This window comes from Pseudomonas avellanae BPIC 631 (assembly GCF_000444135.1).
In the GTDB taxonomy this organism is placed as follows: Bacteria; Pseudomonadota; Gammaproteobacteria; order Pseudomonadales; family Pseudomonadaceae; genus Aquipseudomonas; species Aquipseudomonas avellanae.
In genome coordinates this window covers 1-22,852 of sequence record NZ_ATDK01000309.1, presented here as the reverse complement: position 1 = coordinate 22,852, position 22,852 = coordinate 1, and the positions used below count along the sequence as shown (strand labels likewise).

Annotated in this window: 16 protein-coding genes and 2 pseudogenes; 12 read left to right on the top strand and 6 right to left on the bottom strand. The window is 58.6% G+C overall.

The window, feature by feature from the left end; all coding sequences use genetic code 11:
• The first annotated feature begins 136 nt into the window (after positions 1-136).
• Together DW49_RS01000000128575 and DW49_RS01000000128570 are read left to right on the top strand one after the other, a co-directional pair.
• A pseudogene (locus tag DW49_RS01000000128575) lies at positions 137-1,614 on the top strand (ATPase domain-containing protein).
• A pseudogene (locus tag DW49_RS01000000128570) lies at positions 1,611-3,641 on the top strand (response regulator). Before DW49_RS01000000128575 ends, DW49_RS01000000128570 begins: the two co-directional pseudogenes overlap by 4 nt.
• Positions 3,642-3,668: 27 nt before the next feature.
• On the opposite strand, the gene DW49_RS0118865 reads toward DW49_RS01000000128570, so the two are convergent.
• The 5 genes from DW49_RS0118865 to DW49_RS0118845 all read right to left on the bottom strand — a co-directional run bounded on the left by DW49_RS0118865 (position 3,669) and on the right by DW49_RS0118845 (position 10,319).
• Complete coding sequence (locus tag DW49_RS0118865; RefSeq protein WP_005617937.1) at positions 3,669-4,046, bottom strand: response regulator; 378 nt, start codon at positions 4,044-4,046, stop codon at positions 3,669-3,671.
• 91 nt (positions 4,047-4,137) lie between these two features.
• Positions 4,138-5,319, bottom strand: a complete 1,182-nt coding sequence (locus DW49_RS0118860; protein WP_005617936.1) for a hybrid sensor histidine kinase/response regulator — start codon at positions 5,317-5,319, stop codon at positions 4,138-4,140.
• Entirely contained in the window at positions 5,313-5,927 is a 615-nt protein-coding gene (locus DW49_RS0118855) for a chemotaxis protein CheB (RefSeq protein ID WP_005617935.1), read from the bottom strand. The genes DW49_RS0118860 and DW49_RS0118855 overlap by 7 nt, the downstream gene beginning before the upstream one ends.
• Complete coding sequence (locus tag DW49_RS0118850) at positions 5,924-6,745, bottom strand: CheR family methyltransferase (protein ID WP_003382844.1); 822 nt, start codon at positions 6,743-6,745, stop codon at positions 5,924-5,926. The genes DW49_RS0118855 and DW49_RS0118850 overlap by 4 nt, the downstream gene beginning before the upstream one ends.
• 61 nt (positions 6,746-6,806) lie before the next feature.
• Positions 6,807-10,319 carry a response regulator gene (locus tag DW49_RS0118845; RefSeq protein ID WP_005617929.1) on the bottom strand — a complete coding sequence of 1,171 codons (3,513 nt, stop codon included), beginning with the start codon at positions 10,317-10,319 and terminating at the stop codon, positions 6,807-6,809.
• Between the two features lie 346 nt (positions 10,320-10,665).
• Between DW49_RS0118845 and DW49_RS0118840 the strand changes: the two genes are divergently transcribed.
• Entirely contained in the window at positions 10,666-11,025 is a 360-nt protein-coding gene (locus DW49_RS0118840) for a response regulator (protein ID WP_003382847.1), read from the top strand.
• Positions 11,018-12,340, top strand: coding sequence for a glycosyltransferase (locus DW49_RS0118835; RefSeq protein ID WP_005617926.1), 1,323 nt, complete (start codon positions 11,018-11,020; stop codon positions 12,338-12,340). The genes DW49_RS0118840 and DW49_RS0118835 overlap by 8 nt, the downstream gene beginning before the upstream one ends.
• Here DW49_RS0118835 and cobF read toward each other — a convergent pair.
• The gene (gene cobF, locus DW49_RS0118830) at positions 12,325-13,110 is read right to left on the bottom strand and encodes a precorrin-6A synthase (deacetylating) (RefSeq protein WP_005617924.1); all 786 of its coding nucleotides are present in this window, start codon (positions 13,108-13,110) and stop codon (positions 12,325-12,327) included. The genes DW49_RS0118835 and cobF overlap by 16 nt on opposite strands.
• A 127-nt stretch (positions 13,111-13,237) precedes the next feature.
• Here cobF and DW49_RS0118825 point away from each other — a divergent pair, with 127 nt between their 5' ends.
• From DW49_RS0118825 to DW49_RS0118790, 8 genes are all read left to right on the top strand, one after another.
• Positions 13,238-14,143 carry an AraC family transcriptional regulator gene (locus DW49_RS0118825; protein WP_005617922.1) on the top strand — a complete coding sequence of 302 codons (906 nt, stop codon included), beginning with the start codon at positions 13,238-13,240 and terminating at the stop codon, positions 14,141-14,143.
• Between the two features lie 240 nt (positions 14,144-14,383).
• The gene (locus DW49_RS0118820) at positions 14,384-15,706 is read left to right on the top strand and encodes an ABC transporter substrate-binding protein (RefSeq protein ID WP_024421356.1); all 1,323 of its coding nucleotides are present in this window, start codon (positions 14,384-14,386) and stop codon (positions 15,704-15,706) included.
• A gap of 87 nt (positions 15,707-15,793) precedes the next feature.
• Positions 15,794-16,726 carry a carbohydrate ABC transporter permease gene (locus tag DW49_RS0118815; protein ID WP_024420057.1) on the top strand — a complete coding sequence of 311 codons (933 nt, stop codon included), beginning with the start codon at positions 15,794-15,796 and terminating at the stop codon, positions 16,724-16,726.
• Between the two features lie 10 nt (positions 16,727-16,736).
• Entirely contained in the window at positions 16,737-17,570 is an 834-nt protein-coding gene (locus tag DW49_RS0118810; RefSeq protein ID WP_003382858.1) for a carbohydrate ABC transporter permease, read from the top strand.
• Between the two features lie 31 nt (positions 17,571-17,601).
• Positions 17,602-18,708, top strand: a complete 1,107-nt coding sequence (locus DW49_RS0118805; protein WP_003382859.1) for an ABC transporter ATP-binding protein — start codon at positions 17,602-17,604, stop codon at positions 18,706-18,708.
• Between the two features lie 18 nt (positions 18,709-18,726).
• Complete coding sequence (locus DW49_RS0118800) at positions 18,727-20,208, top strand: mannitol dehydrogenase family protein (protein ID WP_024421355.1); 1,482 nt, start codon at positions 18,727-18,729, stop codon at positions 20,206-20,208.
• A gap of 10 nt (positions 20,209-20,218) precedes the next feature.
• Positions 20,219-21,700 carry a xylulokinase gene (xylB, locus tag DW49_RS0118795; RefSeq protein WP_005617908.1) on the top strand — a complete coding sequence of 494 codons (1,482 nt, stop codon included), beginning with the start codon at positions 20,219-20,221 and terminating at the stop codon, positions 21,698-21,700.
• Positions 21,701-21,724: 24 nt separating this feature from the next.
• Positions 21,725-22,663, top strand: a complete 939-nt coding sequence (locus DW49_RS0118790; RefSeq protein ID WP_005617905.1) for a carbohydrate kinase family protein — start codon at positions 21,725-21,727, stop codon at positions 22,661-22,663.
• Positions 22,664-22,852: the final 189 nt, after the last annotated feature.

Genomic DNA, 22,852 nt, shown 5'->3' with positions numbered 1-22,852 from the left:
TGGCCAAACTGGATCGTGATGCGTTCTTCAATGCTGAGTTCATGATATGACATAGGTTCACCGTACCGGATTGGTCAGGTGTTGCGCTCAGTTTTTGCCGCCGCCCTGCCTTAAGCGCTTTATCAGAGGGTGATACTTGAATACTTCAAAAGCGGCAACTGGCATTGAAGGTCTGGACGACATCCTTGCGGGTGGCCTTTCACGCAATCATATCTTCCTCTTGGAGGGCGAGCCTGGAACCGGCAAGACGACCATCGCGTTGCAATTCTTGCAGGAGGGCGCTAGAGCCGGCGAAGTTTCCTTGTATATCACCCTGTCAGAGACGGAGCGTGAGTTACGCGACGGAGCTGCGTCCCACGGCTGGCAGCTTGATGAGCGAATCAACATCTTCGAGCTGACACCGCCCGAAAGCTTGCTGGACGCGGATCACCATCAAAGTTTGCTGTATTCATCAGACCTTGAGCTGGGCGAAGCAACGCGTCAGATTTTTGAAGTGGTCGAGCGCGTCAGACCTTCCCGGGTGATCATCGACAGTCTGTCGGAAATTCGTTTGCTCGCACAAAGTTCGTTGCGTTATCGACGCCAGATTCTGGTGATCAAACATTATTTCACGCGCTATAACGCGACCGTCGTACTGCTTGATGACTTGACCACTGAGGCGCTCGATAAAACAGTGCACAGTGTCGCTCATGGCGTTATTCGTCTCGAGGCGCTGACACCCACCTACGGCGCTGAGCGCCGGCGTTTAAAAATCGTCAAGTACCGTGGCCAGAAGTATCGAGGCGGGTTTCACGATTTCACAATCGCAGAAGACGGCGTCCATGTCTTTCCGCGCCTGGTGGCAGCGGAACATCGCTCTGACTATGCACGAACTCAGTTGAGCAGTGGCATCAAAGAGTTGGATGATCTGCTGGGAGGCGGTATCGAAGGCGGCTCCAGCACGTTGATTCTCGGTCCGGCCGGCACCGGAAAGTCGCTGTTGGCGCTTGTATTTGCGGTACACGCCGCGGCGAGCGGGTCGGTCTGTTTATCTTCGACGAAGAAATGGGCTTGCTGTTCGAGCGCATGCTCAAGCTCGGTATAGACCTGCGTGCACTGCAAAACTCAGGAAATCTGGTTGTCGAGCAGATCGACGCGGCAGAATTATCACCGGGCGAGTTTGCCCATCGAGTGCGTCGCGCCGTGGACCAGAAGCAGATCAAGACGGTGATCATCGACAGTATCAACGGCTATCAGGCAGCCATGCCGGAAGAGAGCGCGCTAATCCTGCACATGCATGAGCTTTTGCTGTATCTAAATCGTCAGGGCGCAGCCACTTTCATGACAGTCGCACAACATGGGCTGGTGGGTGACATGCGCTCGCCGGTCGATATTACCTACTTGGCAGACAGCGTGATTCTGTTGCGTTATTTCGAGGCACTGGGGCAAGTGCGCCGCGCCATTTCGATTATTAAAAAGCGCACCGGCACTCACGAATCAACTATTCGAGAGTACCGTATCACCACCGATGGACTGAAAATAGGCGAGCCGCTCGAAGCATTTCAGGGCGTACTTCGCGGGGTTCCCTCTTACGTTGGCGAAAAGAAGCCGCTTATGACGGATAACGACTCGTGAGTGTTCACGGACAGTTATCAGAGCGCGCAGTTGTCATTGCGCCAAAAGGAAGAGACAGCCAGATCGCTGTCCGAATTCTTGCTGAAGCTGGCTATCACGCGGTATCAGTCAATAATTTCGATGAACTGGCCAGAGAAGTGAGTGCAGGTGCCGGGCTTGCAGTCATTGCCGACGAAGCGTTGCGGACTCTGGATGTAAGTCCTTTACTGGATCAACTGAGCGCTCAGGCTGCATGGTCAGACCTGCCGGTCGTGCTGCTCACGCATCATGGCGGTCAGGACCGCAGCCCTCCCACTCAAATGGGCAGATTACTGGGCAACGTGACCTTCTTGGAGCGCCCTTTTCACCCAGCCACACTGGTCAGCCTGGTGACCACAGCGGTACGTGGCCGCCGCCGCCAGTACGAAGCCCGCGCACGCATGGAAGACCTGCACGAAAGTGAAGGATGCCTGCAGAACGCGCTGAAAGCCGGCCGGCTGGGTTCATGGGTGCTTGAAGCAGAATATCTGCGGCTGACCTCCTCGGCCATCACCAAAGCTCACTACGGTCACAACGATGGGGACAGCTTTGATTATAACGACTGGCTTGCCGCCGTTTATTTTGAAGACCAGCCGCGAATGCAGTCGGCGCTCCAGCGCAGCCTGGACACCGGCGTCGACTTCATCATCGAATACCGCAACGTCTGGCCCGATGGCTCGCTCAGTTGGGTCGATGCGCGCGCCCGTGCCATCCGCGGCAAGAACGGCATGGTCAGTTCTCTGGCAGGCGTGACCTCGGACATCACCGAGCGCAAGCAGGCTGAATCGCAATTACGACGCCTCAACGAAACGCTGGAACATCAGGTCGAAGAGCGCACCGCTCAATTGCGGCACAAGGAAGACATTCTCCGCCAGTCGCAGAAAATGGAAGCCGTCGGTCAGTTGACCGGCGGGATTGCCCATGACTTCAACAACATGCTGACCGGCATCATCGGCAGCCTGGAATTGATAAGAAGGCGCGTATCGCGCGGACATACCGAAGACCTGAACAGCCTGGTCGACCTCGGTGTAACATCGGCGAACCGCGCCGCAGCCTTGACTCATCGCCTGCTGGCTTTTTCACGGCGTCAGTCGCTGGACTCCAAGCCGGTCGAAATAAACCACCTTGTCAACGCCATGGACGAACTGCTCCAGCGCAGCGTCAACGAGAGCATTCACTTGCAGCTGCGTCTTGCCGGTGATCTGTGGACCGCTGAGGCCGATCCCAACCAGCTGGAAAACGCTCTGCTCAACCTGGTGCTCAACGCCCGCGATGCCATGCCTGACGGCGGCACGCTGGTGGTCGAGACTTCCAATCAGCAGTTGGACACGTCTTTCACCAACGCCCACGAAAACCTGCTGCCGGGTGACTACGTGGTGCTAAGCGTCAGTGACAATGGCTGCGGCATGCCGGAGACGGTGATCAGCCGGGTTTTCGATCCGTTTTTCACCACCAAGCCCATTGGCCAGGGCACCGGCCTGGGCCTTTCGATGATCTACGGCTTCAGCAAGCAGTCGCATGGTCACGTTTCAATCAAGAGCGAAGTCGGTCTGGGCACCACGGTGCAGCTGTTTCTGCCACGTTTTCAGGGGCTCAAGGAAGAAGCCGAGCCAACCCTGCAAAGCAGTGCCCTGTACGCCGAGAACGGCGAAACAGTGCTGATCGTCGAAGACGACCCTGCGGTTCGGGCGCTGGTCAGTGAAGTGCTCAGCTAGCTGGGGTATGCGTTTATCGAGGCCGGCCAGGCGACAGATGCAGTGCCGATACTGGAATCCGCTCAGCGTATCGACCTGCTGATCAGCGATGTCGGGCTACCAGGCATGAACGGCCGACAACTGGCGGAAATCGCCCGGCAACTGCGCCCTGAGCTCAAGGTGTTGTTCATTACCGGCTATGCAGAACATGCCGCCGTGCGCGCGGGCTTTCTGGACACGGGCATGGAGCTGATCACCAAACCCTTCGCGTTCGACCACCTGACCTCGAAAGTACGGGAAATGATCGAAGCCTGAGCACCGTTCAAGGGCTCAGGCTTGCGGTCATGCCAGCAAGCGCTGAATCTGCGACTGCAGCGTTTCCATGGTGAAGGGTTTGGCGAGAATCGGCGCCTTCAACGCGATTGCACTGCCTGAATCGAGAATTTCCGCCGGATAGCCGCTGATGAAAATCACTTTCAGTTCAGGCCGCAGCATGACCGCGGGCTCGGCAATCTGCACGCCCGAGATGCCACCGGGCAATCGGTAATCCGTGATCATCAGATCAAGGTGGGGCTTGGTCGCCAGAATCTCGAACGCCTGCTCGCCATTCTCGGCCTGCAGAACGCGATAGCCCTCACCAGACAGATAATCGGCCAGCAACATCAGGATCAGGGGTTCGTCTTCGACGATTAGTACGACGTTTTCTGCATCAGCGCTCATTGGAACTGCCTTCGATCTTGTAGATAGCTGCCATTACGACCACGGCGTGCATGGGAGGTTGCGCTGGTCTGTGATTTAACTTGATCGCTCGTCACAAAGGCAGGCAAATCCGGAACACCGAGCCCTTGCCCTCTTCACTTTCCACCTCGATACGGCCGCCATGCGCCATGACGATCTGCTCGGAGATAAACAGCCCCAGACCCAGCCCGGCGACCGCATGATTGCTCGTGACCCGCTCGAACTGTTGAAAGATGCGCTTCTGGTTTTCAGCGGTAATACCGATGCCCTGATCCCTGACCTCAATGAAAGCCTCGGTTTCCTTGCTGTACACATGCACTTCGATCGGCTTGCGCGCGCCATAGCGCAGCGCATTGGTCAGCAGGTTGGCGACCACCTGTTCAATGCGGAACTCGTCCCAGACGCCAATCACCGGCCCGTCGGCGAACTGTCTGATGGTGGAGTTGGCGGCGGCGATCTGCGCGGCAAAGCTTTCCAGCAACTGACTGACCAGCTCACTCAAATCGAATGGGCTCGGCCTGATCGACAACTTGCCGGTACGGATTCTGGATACATCGAGCATGTCTTCGATCAGGCGGATGAGGCTCTGGATCTGCCGCTCGTCGCGCTCGACCATGGCGCGCAGTTTTTCCATCGTAAACGCCGATTCGTTGTCCTTGGCCAGGTGCAGCTTGCGTAGCTGGGTTTCCAGAATCAGGCCGTTAAGGGGCGTGCGCACCTCATGGGAGACAATGGACATGAAGTCGTCACGCATGCGGATCGCATGCTCCAGCTCGCCCTGAGTCGATTGCAGGCGCTTGAGTAACACCTCTTGCTCCTGGCGACTGCGCTCCAGTTCCTCGACCTGCATTTTCACGGCCTTGCGCTGCCGATACAGGTCAACGAACACGTTGACCTTGCTCTTGACCGCATGAATGTCCAGGGGCTTGTGCAAGAAGTCCACCGCGCCGCTTTCATAGCCTTTGAAGGCGTAATTGAGTTCGCGACCAGCAGCGCTGACGAACACAATCGGGATGCTCTTGGTCTTTTCGGTACTGCGCATCATCTCGGCCAGTTCAAAGCCGTTCATGCCGGGCATTTGCACGTCGAGAATGGCCAAGGCAAATTCGTGCTGCAACAGCAGCGACAACGCCTCGTCAGCCGACAGTGCCTTGTAGACGATGCGATCGGCACGCTTGATCAGTGCTTCGAGCGCCAGCAGGTTTTCCGGCAGATCGTCGACGATAAGCAGTTTTGCCTGAATTTCACTTAACATGCGGTTCGTTCCAGCTCGACCAGCAAACGGCCAATATCGTTCAGGGAAAGAAGGTAATCCGGCGAGTGCAGCGCCAGGCCAGCTTCGGGCATGGTCGACACCTGAGCCTGCGAAGGGTCCTGAATCACCGTGAAACCACCATACTTCTTGATCTGCATTAGCCCTCGCGCGCCGTCATTATTGGCGCCGGTCAACAGTACGCCAGCCAGTCGCGGGCCATAGGCATCAGCGGCCGAGCCGAACAGAATGTCGATGCTGGGCCTTGAATAAAACACCCGGTCCTCCTGGCTCAATGACAGGGAAAAATCAGACTCCACCGACACGTGATAACCCGACGGCGCGAAATACAGGGTGCCCGGCACAATATCCTCCTTGTCATCGGCTTCCTTGACCGGGATCGCCAGACGATTCTGAAACACATGGGCCAACTGGCTGCGGCGATCTTCCGGCACGTGCAACACCGTCAGGATCGGCAGACCGAAATCCGGTCCCAAATAACTGAATATCTTCAGCAGAGCCTCTACACCGCCTGCCGAGGCACCGACAACGATGGCATCGACCACAGGCAGTTCATGAGAAGACGGGGCATCGCCAAACGTGGTTTTCATCGTTTTCGGTAAATCCGCTCGGGTTTTACCAATGTCTCAAAGGCATCGCCGTAGGCAGAGAAATCCACGGTTTCCTTGCTGCCCAACGCCAGAAAACCGCGATGACACAGCGAGTCATGGAACAGCCCGAAAGCGCGGTCCTGTAATTTTTTATTGAAGTAAATCAGCACGTTACGACAAGAAATGAACTGCGTTTCGGAGAATACACTATCTGTCGCCAGGCTGTGATCGGCAAACGTGACGTTCTCGCACAGGGTCTTGTCGAACATCGCGTAATCGTAGGCCGAGGTGTAGTAATCGGCAAAATTGCGCTGGCCACCCGAGTTGCGGTAGTTCTCGGTGTAGGCCCGCAGGTTGTCCATGGAAAAAATGCCCTGCTTGGCCTTGGCCAGCGAGCTGGGGTTGATGTCGGTCGCGTAAATGATAGTGCGCTCCAGCAACCCCTCTTCGCGCAACAGAATGGCGGTGGAGTACACCTCCTCCCCTGTGCTGCACCCGGCAATCCAGACCTTGATCGACGGGTAGGTGCGCAGCACCGGCACGACTTCCTTGCGGATAGCGAGAAAGTGCGACGGGTCGCGAAACATCTCGCTCACCGGAATGGTGAGTATCTGCAACAGTTGCATGAACGCCGCAGGGTCGTGCAGCACACGCTCCTGCAAGGCCGAGATGGTCGCACAGTCGAACTGGCGCAACGCATGGATGACCCGGCGCTTGATGGAGGCCCCGGAGTAGTCGCGAAAGTCATAGCTGTACTGAAGATAGATCGCTTCGATCAACAGACGCAGCTCGATCTCGACGCTACGGTCAAGGTGCATGGTGGCTTCCGTTTCTGTCATCGAAAGCAGCATCGAAAACACGTCTGCGCTTCATGCCCATTCAAATGCGCTCCATTTTTGGCAGCCAGACGCGAATCAGCGAAAACAGCCTGTCCAGATCGATAGGCTTGGCCAGGTAATCATTGGAGCCGGCCTGCAGGCAGCGCTCCTGATCGTCCTTCATGGCCTTGGCGGTAACAGCGATGATCGGCAGTTTGCGCCAGCGCGGGTCCTTGCGGATCTCGGTGGTGGCTTCGTAACCGTCCATTTCGGGCATCATCACGTCCATCAGCACCAGATCGATGTCCTCGACTTCATTGAGTTTGGAAATCGCTTCAAGGCCATTACGGGCGATTTCCACCAGGGCGCCCTTGTGCTCCAGCGCGCTAGTCAAGGCAAAGATGTTGCGCACGTCATCATCGACCACCAGAATCTTGCGCGCCTCGAAGACCTTGTCGCGGCTGCGCGCGGTCTTGAGCATTTTCTGCCGCTCGCTGGACAGCTGCGACTCGACCTTGTGCAGAAACAGCGTGACTTCGTCGAGCAGGCGTTCCGGGGAGCGCGCACCCTTGATGATGATAGAGCGCGAATATTTCATCAGCTCGGCTTCTTCATCGCGGGTCATGTTGCGCCCGGTGTAGACAATTACCGGCGGAAAGGCGCAGATATCTTCGGTGGACATGCGTTTGAGCAACTCGTTGCCAAGCATGTCCGGCAGTTTCAGGTCGATGATCATGCAGTCATAAATGTGATCGCGCAGCAGGTCCAGCGCCTGCTGGGCGAAGCCTACGGCGGTGATTTCGATGTCATCGTCGCCGATCAGCCGCGCAATGCTGTCACGTTGCAGGTCGTCGTCTTCAACCAGCAGGATGCGCTTGACCTTCTGGGTCAGCTTGGCCTCCAGCTTGGCAAATACATCCTTGAGCTCTTCGCGGGTGGTCGGCTTGACCGCATAGCCGATGGCGCCCATGTGCAATGCCGCTTCCTGACGGTCCTCGACGGAAATCACATGCACCGGGATATGCCGCGTGGGCGCGAGTTCCTTGAGGCGTTGCAGCACGGTCAGGCCGGAGTGATCCGGCAGGCGCATGTCCAGCAGAATCGCGTCCGGCGTGTAGCGCGACGCCAGGTTGAAACCGTCATCGGCGGCATGCGCCACCAGACAGTCGTAACCCAGTTCATGGGCCAGATCGAAAAGAATCTGGGCGAACCGCACCTCGTCCTCGATGACCAGAATGCAGCGTCGCTCGAACGGCGCCTTGTCACGGTCATCGGCAAATACAGCGATGGGCGTCTCGACAGGCGCTGGCAGCGGCGGCTGGATGACCGGCGCTGCGGGAACCGACAGTTGCAGCACGGAAGGCGCGTGCATGACCAAAGGCTCGCTGTCCGGCGCCTGAGGGTCATGCTCGACATACTGCTCCGGCAGCACAAGGGTAAAGATACTGCCCTGCCCCGGCGCGCTGGTGACACTGATCGATCCGCCCAGCAGCGCGGCCAGATCGCGGGAAATCGACAGGCCCAGCCCCGTGCCGCCATAACGCCGGTTGGTGGTGCCATCCGCCTGACGGAACGCCTCGAAAATACCTTGCTGATGCTCCTCGGCAATGCCGATGCCCGAATCGCGCACACTGAACACGATGCCAGCGCCCGGCTGGCGCGAAACCACCATGCTGACCGCGCCCGCTTCGGTGAATTTGATCGCGTTGGACAGCAGGTTCTTGAGAATCTGCTCCAGACGCTGGCGATCGGTGAACAGCATGGTCGGCGCGCCGGCCTGGATGTCGACCGTGAACGCCAGCTTCTTCTCCGCGGCCAGCGGCTGGAACAAGCCACGCAAGCCCTCGACCAGACGTGACACGCTGCTGTTTTCCGGGCGCACTTCAAGTTTGCCGGCTTCGACCTTGGAAATGTCCAGAATGTCGTTGATCAGGTTGAGCAGGTCATTGCCCGCCGAATAGATCGATTCAGCAAACTTGACCTGCTCGGCGGTGAGGTTTTCGCTCGGGTTCTCGGCCAGCAACTTGGCAAGAATCAACGAACTGTTGAGCGGCGTGCGCAGCTCGTGGGACATGTTGGCGAGGAACTCGGACTTGTACTTGCTGGCGCGTTGCAACTCGTCGGCACGGGCCTGCAACTCGCCTTGGGCAATATTCAGCTCTTCATTGTTGCGGTCCAGCGCATCGCGCTGATCGGCCAGCGCCTGACCTTGCTCGGCGAGTTGCTCGTTGGTCTGTTCCAGCTCGGCCTGCTGGGTCTCCAGGTGCGCCTGGGACTCCTTGAGAATGCGCGACTGCTCTTCCAGCTCTTCGTTGGCCGTGCGCAGCTCTTCCTGCTGCACCTGCAACTCTTCGTTGAGCTGTTGAGTCTCGGCCAGAACTTCCTGCAGACGCTGGCGATAGCGAGCCGCTTCAATGGACGTACCGATGTTGTCCGACACCAGTTCAAGAAACTCGACGTCCTGCCCGGTCAGAGGGCGCAGAAAACCCAGTTCAACCACGCCGTTGACCTGATCGTCATTGCTGATAGGCACCACCACCACACTGCGCGGCGAACCCTCGCCCAACCCGGAAGCCACCTTGAAATAATTCTCCGGCAGCTCGTCCAGCGTAATGATCCGGTCCTGCGATGCCGCCTGGCCCACCACGCCTTCATCGCTGTGAATGGTCTGATCCTGTTGCTCCTGCTCGCGGGAAAACCCGTAGGAAGCCACACGCGTAAAGCCGCCGTGGTCCTGACGGATGTACACCGCCGCCACCGAAGCGCCGAGGTATTGCGTCAGAAATTGCAGAATATTGCGGCCCAGCATGTTCAGCGTCAGTTGCCCGAGCACCTGTTCGGCCAGCTCGCTCTGGCCGTTGCGCAGCCATGCCACTTTCTGCAGACGCTCGGCATTGACTTCCTGCAGCCTCAGATTTGCGCTGTAGGTGGCTGAAAGAGACAGCAGATCCCTGCGTCCTATGTACGCCAGAATGGCGCTGACGACGATGACGAATATCAGGTACAGCGTGACGGAAATGACGGTACTGCGCGTGACCTCAGCGTTACGAGTCATGCGAAGTTGCTGCTCCATCTCGACAGCCTGCTCGTATTCGGTGCGAATCTGATCGGTGATGCGCTTGCCACGTCCAGCCATCACCGGCGTCTGAAAGTCGCCGTTGTTGCGCCGCAGGTCGATCATCTCCTGAGCAAAGGCATTCCATTCCTGTTGCATGGTGAACAGACGCCTGAACCGGTCCTGTTGCGTCGGGTTGTCCTGGACCAGGTCCTGAAGGCCATTGAGCTCGGCAACCAGCAAAGGCTTGGCGATTTCATAGGGGTCGAGAAAATGCTGATCGCCCGTGAGCAGGAAGCCGCGCATGCCGGTTTCCATGTCAATCGACAGCTTCATCGAGCGGTTGGTGTTGTTGATCACCCGGTCCGTGTGTTCGACCCATTGAATGGCGTTAAGCAGATAACTGATCAGCAGAATGAAGAAAACGGCGCTCAGTACGCCGACACCCAGCGGCAACCCGACATTGCGTCCCAGCAATTTTCGAAAGCGTTGCTCATCGACGGAAGGCGTCCGATTCATGAAATATCCCTGACGAGTGGATCAAAACTGTAGAGTTTGCCGTAAACCTACAAAAAACACTCTTATTTCTGACATAGAGGATTGAAATTTCACACATAAATCGGCGATAAGCTCGCGCATGTTCTGCGTGCTGGCTCTGTGATGGCTTGGCAGGCCGTTAATCGTCGCCACGATTCTCGGCATTTGCCGGTTGATTGAACTTCCATGCAGGTTTTATTTACTGATACAGGGACGATATCAACAGTGAACAGGCCGGGCTCGGTTATGCTGAGTCGGCGAGAAAGGATGCATGGCATTCCGCTCTGTTTGCGCTACAACCATTTTTCAGGTTTAAAAGGAGTCAATCATGCCGGACACAGCCCGCACCATTCTCGTGGTCGAGGACGACGCCATTGTGCGCATGCTGATTGTCGACGTGCTCGAGGAGCTGGAATACACCGTTCTGGAGGCCGAAGACGCCACCAAAGCCCTTGCCATCGTGACCGACAACGCCAATCACATCGATCTGCTGATGACGGATCAGGGGCTGCCGGACATGAAAGGTACTGCACTGGCCAAAAAGGTCATCGAGCTGCGCCCTGAACTGCCGGTACTGTTCGCCAGCGGCTACTCCGAAAACATCGACGTGCCGCCAGGCATGTACGCGATAGGCAAGCCGTTCTCGATCGACCAGCTGCGCGACAAGGTAAAAAGCATCCTTGCGTGATATCGATACTGTCGCTGCGTCCCGCAGTGAAGCCCCCACAACCCGTTTGCTGATCATTGGCTACGTCTGGCCCGAGCCGGGTTCGTCGGCTGCCAGCGGGCACATGATGCAGCTGATTCAATGTTTTCTCGAACAGGACTGGCACATCACCTTTGCCAGCCCTGCCACCGAAGGCGAGCACCGGGCCGATCTGATCAGCCTGGGCATCCACGAAGTTCGTATTGCGCTCAACGACAGCAGCTTTGACGTATTCGTAAGCGAGCTGCAGCCGCACGTGGTGCTTTTCGACCAGTTCATGATCGAGGAACAATTTGGCTGGCGCGTCGAGCAGCAGTGCCCTGACGCCCTGCGCATTCTGGAAACATCGGATTTCCAGAGCCTGCGCCACGCCAGGCATCAATTGATCAAAAAAGCCCCGGACGATCTGCAGAGTGTCTTTGATTACTCGGAAAGCGGACTTTTCCGCGAAATAGCCTCCAGCGACCTGGCGCAGCGCGAGATTGCCTCGCTGTACCGCTGCGACCTCAACCTGATGACCTCGGACGTTGAAATAGCCCTGCTGACCGGCATGTTCGGCTTGCCTGCCGCATTGCTGCACTGGTGCCCGCTGATGATCGACGGCGTGCCCGATAGCTTTCAGCCGTTTGCCGAGCGCGCGCACTTTCTCAGCATTGGCAATTTCCGTCACGCGCCCAACTGGGACGCCGTGCTGTGGATGAAAACCGCCATCTGGCCGCTGATCAGGCAACAACTGCCGGCCGCGCAGTTGCACATCTACGGGGCCTACACGCCCCCCAAGGCGACGGCATTGCACAATGCGGCGCAGGGTTTTCACGTGAAAAACCGGGCTGAAGATGCCTTGCAGGTGATGGCCGGTGCGCGGGTCTGCCTCGCACCCCTGCGCTTCGGTGCGGGCATCAAGGGCAAGTTGATGGACGCCATGGTGTGCGGCACCCCGTCAGTCACCACCCCGATTGGCGCGGAAGCCATGAGCGGCGATCTGGCCTGGCCCGGGCTGATTGCCAGTAACCCGCAGCAGATCGCCGCATCAGCGGTCAGGCTCTATCAGGACGAAAGCCTCTGGCTTGAAGCACAACGCGCAGGCCAGGTATTGCTGCAGTCACGCTTTCAGCACCGGCAACACTGCGCCAGCCTGTTAGAGCGTATCCAGACCCTGCGCGACGAACTGGCCGAGCACCGTCTTGCAAACTTCACCGGCAGCATGCTCCGGCACCATCACCATAAAAGCACCAAGTACATGGCGCAGTGGATTGAGGCCAAGAATCGCAATCCGGTCAGTCAGCCAGACGCCTGAACCGGCTTGCGCAACAGATAGGTGTCCATGATCCAGCCCTTGCGGCGGCGAGCCTTGATACGCAGTTGCTTGATCTGCTCGCAGACCTCATCGAGTCGGCCTGCCACCAGTAGTTCATCCGCCGTGCCCAGATACGCCCCCCAATAGATGTCCAGCCCCTGCCCGACGTAACGCTCGAACGTGCAGTGCGCATCCAGCATCACCACCACGTTGTGATGGCTTTCAGGCGGATCGGCCGCCAGACGCCGACCGGTGGTGATCAGAATCGACTCGCCAATGCGGTTGAGCGGTATCCGGTGCTGCGCCACCAGGCTTTGCACGCTGGTGATGCCCGGTATCACCTGATACATGAAGGCCTCCACACCGCGCGCCAATACTTGCTCCAGAATCCGCATTGTGCCGTCATACAGCGCCGGATCGCCCCAGACCAGAAACGCGCCGACCTGATCGTCACCCAGCTCATCGGTCAGCAGCCGCTCGAACAATACCGCGCGCTGCTGGTGCCAGTCCTCGACGCCTTGCGCGTAGGCGCCGGGTTCGTCTTCGCGGCCTGCATGCCCGCGAACCGGGTCCTGAACCTGGACCAGCCGATAGCGATCGTGAGTGATGTAGCGCTGACAGAGCGCCTTGCGCAAACGCAGCAGCTCGTCATCGACATAGCCCTTGTCGAGGATGAAAATAACGTCGGCGCGATTCAGGGCAGTGACGGCCTGTAAGGTAATCTGCTCCGGATCACCGGCGCCCATGCCGATCAGGAGGATCTGTTTCATTGGATAACCACTCCATAGTGGCAGTCATGTCAGACGCCTGATCGTAGGCGATTTTGCCAACGACCGGGCATCGAAACAAAAAATCAGGCACATTAACGCGCTGGCAACTGCTGAATAGAATGACGCCATGAGTAAAACAACAAGAATTACTGACCCTTCCTACGAGCTGATGGACGACCATAACGGCCTGTCGATCATTTATCGCGAGCATGGCTTTCCGTGCCCGCTGGTGCGCTGGCACTTCCACAAGGAATACGAGCTGCACCTGATTGTCGCCAGCTCCGGAAAGGTCTTCGTCGGTGACTACATCGGTAACTTCAACCCTGCCAGCCTGTTCCTGACCGGGCCTAACCTGCCGCATAACTGGATCAGCCAGGTTGACGAGGGTGAAGTCGTGGCGCGGCGCGACATGCTGGTCAACTTCACCGATGAACTGCTGGAAAGTGGGAATCAGGTGTTTGCCGAACTCAAGACCCTCACCCCACTGCTGGAACGCGCCCGCTACGGCATCGAATTTCGCTGCAAGCGCACAATTCGTCAGGCCATGAAGCAAATGCAAAAAATTGCCGACTCGCGCGGCATCACCCGCCTGGGGCACTTTTTCATTCTTCTCGAGCTGTTGGCCGCCAGCGATGATTATCAGTTGCTGTCAGGCACCGCCGTCGCCCACACGGCCGATGAGCACAGCGTCGATCGTACCAACCGCGCAGTGGACTATATTTTTGCTCACTACAGCCGCGAGCTGCCACTGGAAGAAGTTGCCGAGTACATGGGCATGAAACCCACTTACTTTTCCAGGGTATTCAAGCAGGCCACGGGGCGCTGTTTCGTCGAGTTCGTCAATCGGTTGCGCATCAGCAAGTCCTGTGAACTGCTCGCCGACGGCGACAAAATGGTCACTGACGTGTGTTTCGAGTCCGGGTTCAACAACATTTCCAACTTCAATCGACGTTTCCAGCAGCTCAAGGGCATGACCCCCTCGCACTATCGTCGTCTCGCCGTTCAGCGCCTGACCGAACAAAACCTGTACTGATTCGCCCTGCCCTCACGCTCATCGTATACGCTTGCGTTGCGCCGACGCCTGCCTATGGGCGATTGAGCGATGTTTACATTTCAGGCCACAGTGCAAAAAAGTATCAGTCAGAGTGCTGCGCAGGATTTGTCTTTCGACCCGAACGCCGTTGTAATCCATGCACATCTTCCTCACCTCCGGAAGAGAAAAAAACAATAACCATCCTTCTGCAGCCTGTTGGGCGTAGAAGAGGAGTGATCAATGAAGACCTCAGCAAAGCTTTTGCTCGCCAGTTCCGTCCTCAGCACCTGTTTCGTGTTCAGTGGCAGCGCCACGGCCGGGACCGTGACCATCGCCACGGTCAATAACGGCGACATGATCCGCATGCAGCGCCTCTCCAAAACCTTCGAAGAAAAGCACCCTGACATCAAGCTCAACTGGGTTGTGCTCGAAGAAAACGTGCTGCGTCAGCGCCTGACCACCGATATCGCCACCAAGGGCGGTCTGTACGATGTATTGACCATCGGCATGTACGAAGCCTCACTCTGGGGTCAGAAAGGCTGGTTGCAGGAAATGAAAGACCTGCCCGCCAGTTATGAGCTGGACGATATATTCCCGTCAGTGCGCGATGGCCTGTCGGTGGACGGCAAACTGTTCGCCCTGCCGTTCTACGCTGAAGCGTCGATCACTTACTACCGCACCGATCTGTTCAAGGCTGCTGGCCTGACCATGCCGGAACGCCCGACCTGGACCCAGATTGCCGAATTCGCCGGCAAACTGACCGACAAGTCCAAGGAACAGTACGGCATCTGCCTGCGCGGCAAGGCTGGCTGGGGCGAGAACATGGCGCTGATCACCACCCTGGCCAACGCCTACGGTGCGCGCTGGTTCGACGAGCAATGGAAACCGCAGTTCGACCAGCCGGAATGGAAGAACGCGCTGAACTTCTACGTCAACACCATGAAACAATCCGGCCCGCCGGGTGTCTCCAGCAACGGCTTCAACGAGAACCTGGCGCTGTTCAACAGTGGCAAGTGCGCTATCTGGGTCGATGCCAGCGTGGCCGGTTCGTTCGTGACCGACCAGAAGCAAAGCAAGGTTGCCGACAGCGTTGGCTTTACCTACGCCCCGCACGAAGTGACCGACAAGGGTTCTGCCTGGTTGTATTCGTGGTCGCTGGCGATCCCGACCAGTGCCAAGAACACCAAGGACGCTGCCGAATTCACCCAGTGGGCCACCTCCAAAGAGTACGCCAAACTGGTGGCCGACACCGACGGCGTGTCCAACGTACCGCCAGGCACCCGTGCCTCGACCTACAACGATGCCTACAAACAGGCCGCGCCGTTTGCCAATATCACGCTGGAGTCGCTCAAGGCTGTGACGCCCAAGTCGCCGACGCTCAAGCCTGTGCCTTACGTCGGTATTCAGTTGGTTACCATCCCTGAATTCCAGGGCATCGGCAACAGTGTCGGCCAGCAGTTCTCGGCCGCGCTGATCGGCCAGTCCACGGTTGAAAAAGCCTTGAAAAATGCGCAGACCGCCACCGAGCGGGACATGAAACGAGCCGGTTACCCTAAAAAGTAAACGCTCTGCAACAGGGTGAAGGCCGCGGCTTTCACCCTGCCGCCCAACTGCGCAACAACCCTGGTGCAATCCGGTTCGGAGCTCCCCATGAATACCTCAGCCTCCCCTGAACGCTCGGACGTGTCCGGCGAACAGCCACCGCTCAAAAGTCGTCGATTCAAACCTGGCTGGTTTCTGGTCAGCCCCTCTGTGCTGCTGTTGCTGGTATGGATGATCGTACCGCTGGGCATGACCATTTATTTCTCGCTGATCCGCTACAACCTGCTGTCACCCGGCGAAAACGAATTCGTCGGGCTGGAAAACTTCCAGTATTTCGTGACCGACAGCGGCTTTCTTCCCGGTGCCGGCAATACCTTGTTGCTGGTCGGCAGTGTGCTGGCGATCAGTGTGATCCTCGGCGTACTGATTTCGGCGCTGCTCGAAGCCAGCGAGTTCTTCGGACGAGGCATCGTTCGCGTGCTGCTGATCTCACCCTTCTTCATCATGCCCACGGTCAGTGCGCTGATCTGGAAAAACCTGATTTTCCACCCGGTCTCCGGCGTGCTCGCCGCGGTATGGAAATTCTTCGGTGCGCAGCCCATCGACTGGTTTGCCCATTACCCGATGCTGTCGATCATCATCATTGTGTCCTGGCAGTGGCTGCCGTTCGCCATCCTGATTCTGATGACCGCCATGCAGTCGCTTGACCAGGAACAAAAGGAGGCCGCGCGCCTGGATGGAGCCGGCCCCATCGCGATCTTCTGGCACCTGACCCTGCCGCACCTGGCGCGGCCTATAGCCGTGGTGGTCATGATCGAAACGATCTTCCTGCTCTCGGTGTTCGCTGAAATCTTCACCACCACCAACGGTGGCCCTGGCTTTGCCTCGACCAACCTGGCGTATCTGATCTACATCCAGGCACTGCTGCAGTTCGACGTCGGCATGGCCTCGGCGGGCGGGTTGATTGCCGTTGTCATCGCCAACATCGCGGCGATCATCCTGATCCGGATGATCGGCAAAAACCTCACCGACAAGTCATGAGGACCCTGCCATGATGACCCTCAAACAATCACGCCGCTTACAAAGTCTGCTGCTCGGGACCCTGTCCTGGCTGATCGCCGCACTGGTATTCTTCCCGATCTTCTGGATGGTGCTGACCAGCTTCAAGACCGAGATCGACGCCTTCGCGACGCCGCCGCAGTTGTTCTTTACCCCGACCCTGGAAAACTACCTGCACATTCAGGAACGCAGCGATTACTTTCACTTTGCCTGGAACTCGGTACTGATTTCCTTCAGCGCCACGGCACTGGCCATGCTGATCGCCATCCCTGCGGCGTATTCCATGGCATTTTTCGAGACCAAACGCACGAAAAGCACGCTGCTGTGGATGCTCTCGACCAAAATGCTGCCGCCAGTGGGCGTACTGATGCCGATCTATCTGCTGGCCAAGACCTTCGGCCTGCTGGATTCGCGTCTCGCGCTGATCATCATCTACACGCTGATCAACCTGCCGATCGTGGTCTGGATGATCTACACCTACTTCAAGGACATCCCCGGCGAAATTCTCGAAGCCTCACGACTGGACGGCGCCAGCACCCGACAGGAGATCTTTCGCGTGCTGATACCGATCTGCAAGGGTGGTCTGGCGTCCACCGCATTGCTGTCGCTGATTCTGTGCTGGAACGAAGCGTTCTGGTCGCTGAACCTTACCTCGTCTGCCGCTGCGCCACTGACTGCGTTGATCGCGTCCTACTCCAGCCCCGAAGGGTTGTTCTGGGCCAAGCTCTCGGCGGTCTCGACCCTGGCGTGTGCGCCCATCCTGATTTTCGGCTGGATCAGTCAGAAACAACTGGTTCGCGGCCTGTCGTTCGGCGCTGTCAAATAGCCCCGGCCCCAAGAACAAGAAGGAGTCCAACATGGCTAACCTGAGCATCCGCAATCTGCAAAAAGGCTTTGACGGTCACCAGATCATCAAAGGTATCGATCTGGACGTAAAAGACCGTGAGTTCGTGGTTTTCGTCGGGCCATCGGGCTGTGGCAAGTCCACCCTGCTGCGACTGATCGCCGGGCTTGAAGAAGTGACCTCGGGCACCATCGAACTCGATGGCCGCGACATCACACAGGTCACTCCGGCCAAGCGTGACCTGGCGATGGTGTTCCAGACCTACGCGTTGTATCCGCACATGACCGTGGGCAAGAACCTGTCCTTTGCGCTGGACCTGGCCGGTGGCGACAAGGCCGAGATCAAGAGAAAGGTCGATGAAGCCGCGCGCATTCTGGAGCTCGGCCCGCTGCTGGAACGCAAACCCAAGCAGTTGTCGGGTGGTCAGCGCCAGCGTGTGGCCATCGGCCGGGCCATCGTGCGCAATCCGAAAATCTTTCTGTTCGACGAACCGCTGTCCAACCTCGACGCCGCGCTGCGCGTGCAGACGCGTCTGGAGCTGTCGCGTCTGCACAAAGAGCTGCAGGCCACCATGATCTACGTGACTCACGATCAGGTCGAAGCCATGACCCTGGCCGACAAGGTGGTGGTGCTCAATGGCGGCAAGGTCGAACAGGTCGGTTCGCCGCTGGAGCTGTATCACCACCCGGCCAACCTGTTTGTCGCGGGTTTTCTGGGCACGCCGAAGATGGGCTTTCTCAAGGGCAAACTCAGCCGCGTCGACAGCGCCAGTTGCGAGGTCGAACTGGACGCCGGAACGCGCATCAGCCTGCCGGTCAACGGTGCAGGCCAGAGTGTCGGCGCGCCGGTCACGCTGGGCATTCGCCCGGAACACCTGAATCTCGCCCAGAACAACGACTGTCAGTTGCAGGTCATCGCTGATGTCAGCGAGCGTCTTGGCAGCGACACCTATTGCCACGTGCGTACCCGCTCGGGCGAGCCGCTGACCCTGCGTATTCGCGGTGACCTGGCCAGCCAGTACGGCGAGACGCTGAACCTGCACCTCGATAGCAGCCAATGCCATCTGTTCGACGCTCAAGGTCTGGTGATTGCCAAAGCCTTGCAGACTGCCGCCGCCTGAGTTCCGGGGAGCCTTTTCATGAAACTGAACAAGAACAATATTTTACGACTGGACGCAGACATCGCCCTGCCCGCCTACAGCGCCGACGACACTCGCCAGGGCATTGCCCATATCGGCGTCGGCGGTTTCCACCGGGCGCATCAGGCGTTTTACACCGATGCACTGATGAACAGCGGCGAAGGCTTTGAATGGAGCATCTGCGGCGTAGGCCTGCGTGCCGAAGACCGCGCCGTACGCGATGCGCTGGCGCAACAGGATTATCTGTACACACTCTACGAACTCGGCGACACGCCAGACACCAAAACCCGCATCATTGCCTCGATCAGCGGCATGCTGCTGGCCGAAGACAGCCCTCAAGTGCTGATCGACAAGCTGGCCAGCCCGGACATCCGCATCGTCTCGCTTACCATCACCGAAGGCGGCTATTGCATCGACGACAGCAACGGCCAGTTCATGGCCCACTTGCCGCAGATCCAGCACGACCTGGCCAACCCCAACCAGCCGAAGACGGTATTTGGCTTCCTCTGCGCGGCGCTGGCCCGTCGCCGTGCCGAAGGCACGCCCGCGTTCACCCTGATGTCCTGCGATAACCTGCCGCACAACGGCGCAGTGACCCGCAAGGCACTGCTGACGTTTGCGGCCCTGCGCGATGCCGATCTGCATGACTGGATCGCCGCCAACGTGAGCTTTCCCAACGCCATGGTCGACCGCATCACGCCGATGACCAGCGCGGCACATCGCTTGAAGCTGGCGGACGAAAAACACATCGACGACGCCTGGCCGGTGGTCTGCGAGCCGTTTGTGCAATGGGTGCTGGAAGACAAGTTCGTCAACGGCCGCCCGGCCTGGGAAAAGGTCGGCGTGCAGTTCACCGACGACGTGACGCCCTACGAGGAAATGAAGATCAAGCTGCTCAACGGCAGCCACTTGGCCCTGACCTACCTGGGCTTTCTCAAGGGTTATCGTTTCGTCCACGACACCATGAACGACCCGTTGTTCGTGCGCTACATCCGTGCCTACATGGACAAAGATGTCACCCCGCAACTGGCGTCGGTGCCCGGCATCGATCTGGAAGGCTACAAGGACACGCTGATCGAGCGTTTTTCCAATCAGGCGATTGCCGACCAGCTGGAGCGGGTCTGCTCGGACGGCTCATCGAAATTCCCTAAATTCACGGTGCCCACCATCAATCGGCTGATCGTCGATCAGGGCAATTTCCAGTGCGCCTCGCTGGTGGTCGCTGCCTGGGCTCTTTACCTGAAGGGCGTTGACGAAAACGGTGTGACCTACACGATTCCCGACCCACGCGCCGAGTTCTGTCAGGGGCTGGTGGCTGACGATGCGCTGATTACCCAGCGCCTGTTGCAGGTGGAAGAAATATTCGGTCTGGCCATCCCTCAGTCGCCCGAATTTGTTGCGGCGTTCGAGCAGAACCTCACTGATCTGCGCGCGCTGGGTGTGAGTGGCACACTGGAAAAAATCCTGGCCAACGGCCTCTGAGGGGCGTCCCATGTTTCTTGGAATCGACTGTGGCACACAGGGCACCAAGGTGCTGGTGCTCAATGCCGAAAGCGGCAAGGTACTGGGCGAAGGTTCAGCGCCCCATAGCCTGATCAGCGACCACAACGGCCGTCGTGAGCAGGACGTCCAGCAGTGGCTGGACGCACTGCAACAGGCAACCCGCGATGCCTTGGCGCAGGCGGGCGTGTCAGGCCAGCAGATTCAGGGCATCGGCGTTTCGGGCCAGCAACATGGCCTGGTGCTGCTTGATGCTCTAGGTGAAGTGCTGCGCCCGGCCAAATTGTGGTGTGACACTGAGTCCGCCCCGGAAAACCAGCGTTTACTGGATTATCTGGGCGGCGCACAGGGTTCACTGCAACGCCTCGGCCTGGTCATCGCGCCGGGTTACACCGTGTCCAAGCTGTTATGGACCAAAGAGCAGCACCCACAGGTGTTCGAGCGTATCGACAAGGTGCTGCTGCCCCACGACTACCTGAATTACTGGCTGACCGGGCGCTGCTGTACCGAGTTCGGCGACGCGTCGGGCACTGGCTATTTCAACGTGCGCAGCCGCGAGTGGGACCTGCCATTACTCGCCCATATTGACCCCAGCGGACGACTGGGCAAAGCGCTGCCGCAATTGCTTGAGGCCGACGCGCCGGTTGGCACGCTGCTTCCCGACATCGCCCGGCTGTTGGGCCTCAACCCGGACGCCCTGGTGTCCAGTGGCGGCGGCGACAACATGATGGGCGCGATTGGCACCGGCAACATTCAGCCAGGGCTGATCACCATGAGCCTGGGCTCGTCGGGCACGGTGTACGCTTATGGCGATGAGGTGCGGGTCAGCGAGCATGAGTCGGTCGCCACGTTCTGTTCGTCGTCCGGCGGCTGGCTGCCGTTGATCTGCACCATGAACCTGACCAACGCAACCACGGCCATCCGCGAGCTGTTCGCCCTGAACATCAAGGATTTCAATCAGGCCATCGCTCAGGCACCGATCGGCGCAGAAGGCGTGTTGATGCTGCCGTTTTTCAATGGCGAACGCGTGCCCGCCCTGCCCGACGCCACCGCCAGCATCGTCGGGCTGGACAGCACCAACCTGACCCAGATCAACCTGTGCCGCGCCGTGGTCGAAGGCACCACGTTCGGCTTGCGCTACGGCCTGGACCTGCTGCGTGACAGCGGCATCAAGAGCGAGAAGATCCGGCTCATCGGTGGCGGTTCGAAAAGCGCAGTGTGGCGACAGATCGTGGCAGATATCATGAACACGCCGGTTATCTGCACCTTGCAGCCGGAAGCCGCTGCGCTGGGCGCTGCCATTCAGGCAGCCTGGTGCCGGACGAAGGCTGACGGCACGCCCGAGACGCTGCAACAGCTGTGCGAACGGTGCGTGAGCCTCGATCCAGACAGCGAGACCCACCCGGTGGCGCAGAACGTGGCAGCCTATCAGCAGGTCTATCAGCGTTATCAGGCGCAATTGCGCGAAGTTTGAACCCAGTCTTTTCATGGAGCACTTATGTTTCTGGTTTGCGGCGAAGCACTGTTCGATATTTTCACCCGCGCTGACGACGGCGGTTCCCTGAACAGACTGGGGTTTGACGCCATTGCCGGCGGCTCACCCTTCAATGTGGCCATCGGTTTGCGTCGGCTGGGCGTGGAGGCGGCATTTTTTGCCGGGCTGTCCACCGACTATCTGGGGCGCCGTCTGCGCGCCGTGCTGGAACAGGAAACGGTCAATGCCGAGCACCTGATCGAATTCGATGCACCGACCACACTGGCGATGGTTGCGGTGGGCAGCGACGGTTCACCCACCTACAGCTTTCGTGGCGACGGCTGCGCAGACCGACAGTTACGGCTGGAACACTTGCCGGAACTCGATGAACGGGTACGCGGGATTCATGTGGGGTCGTTTTCGCTGGTGGTGCAGCCGATTGCCGACACGTTGCTGGCACTGGTCGCCCGTGAAAGCGCCATGCGCCTGATCTCGCTGGACCCCAATGTGCGTCTGAACCCGGCACCGGACATCCAGCGCTGGCGCACGCAGATTGCCGCGTTCGCCGAGCATGCGCACCTGATCAAGGTCAGTGACGAAGACTTGCACCTGCTGTACCCGGACAGCGATCCACAGCAGATCGCCGAGGGCTGGCTTGGCAAGCGTACGCAACTGGTAATCGTCACCCGTGGCACTCAGGGCGCCAGCGTGTTTACCCGCCAGCACGGCACCTGGTCAGTGCCCGCCAAAACTGTGGTGACTGCCGATACGGTCGGCGCGGGCGACACCTTTCAGGCGGCACTGCTGACCTTCCTCGCTGAGCGCAAGCTGGACACGCCAGAGGGCCTGGCAACGCTTTCAAGGGAGTTGCTTGACGAGATGCTGAATTTCGCCGTCGGTGCAGCGGCGCTGACCTGTACCAAGGTCGGCCCGGATCTACCGTATCGGCATCAGTTGGGGTGAGAAGGCTTAAACCCAATGACTGGCGGGCCGATTCCAGGCACGCGGTGCTTTTGCAGGAGCTTCAGGAGGTTACAACGGCTGCGAAGCAGCCTTTGTTTCCGGCCCGACTTCGTCGGATTCCTTCGCCCTGTCACTTACGTCGCATTCTGCGTCGTCAGTGATATCGCGGTAAAAAAGCGTTTTTTCAAC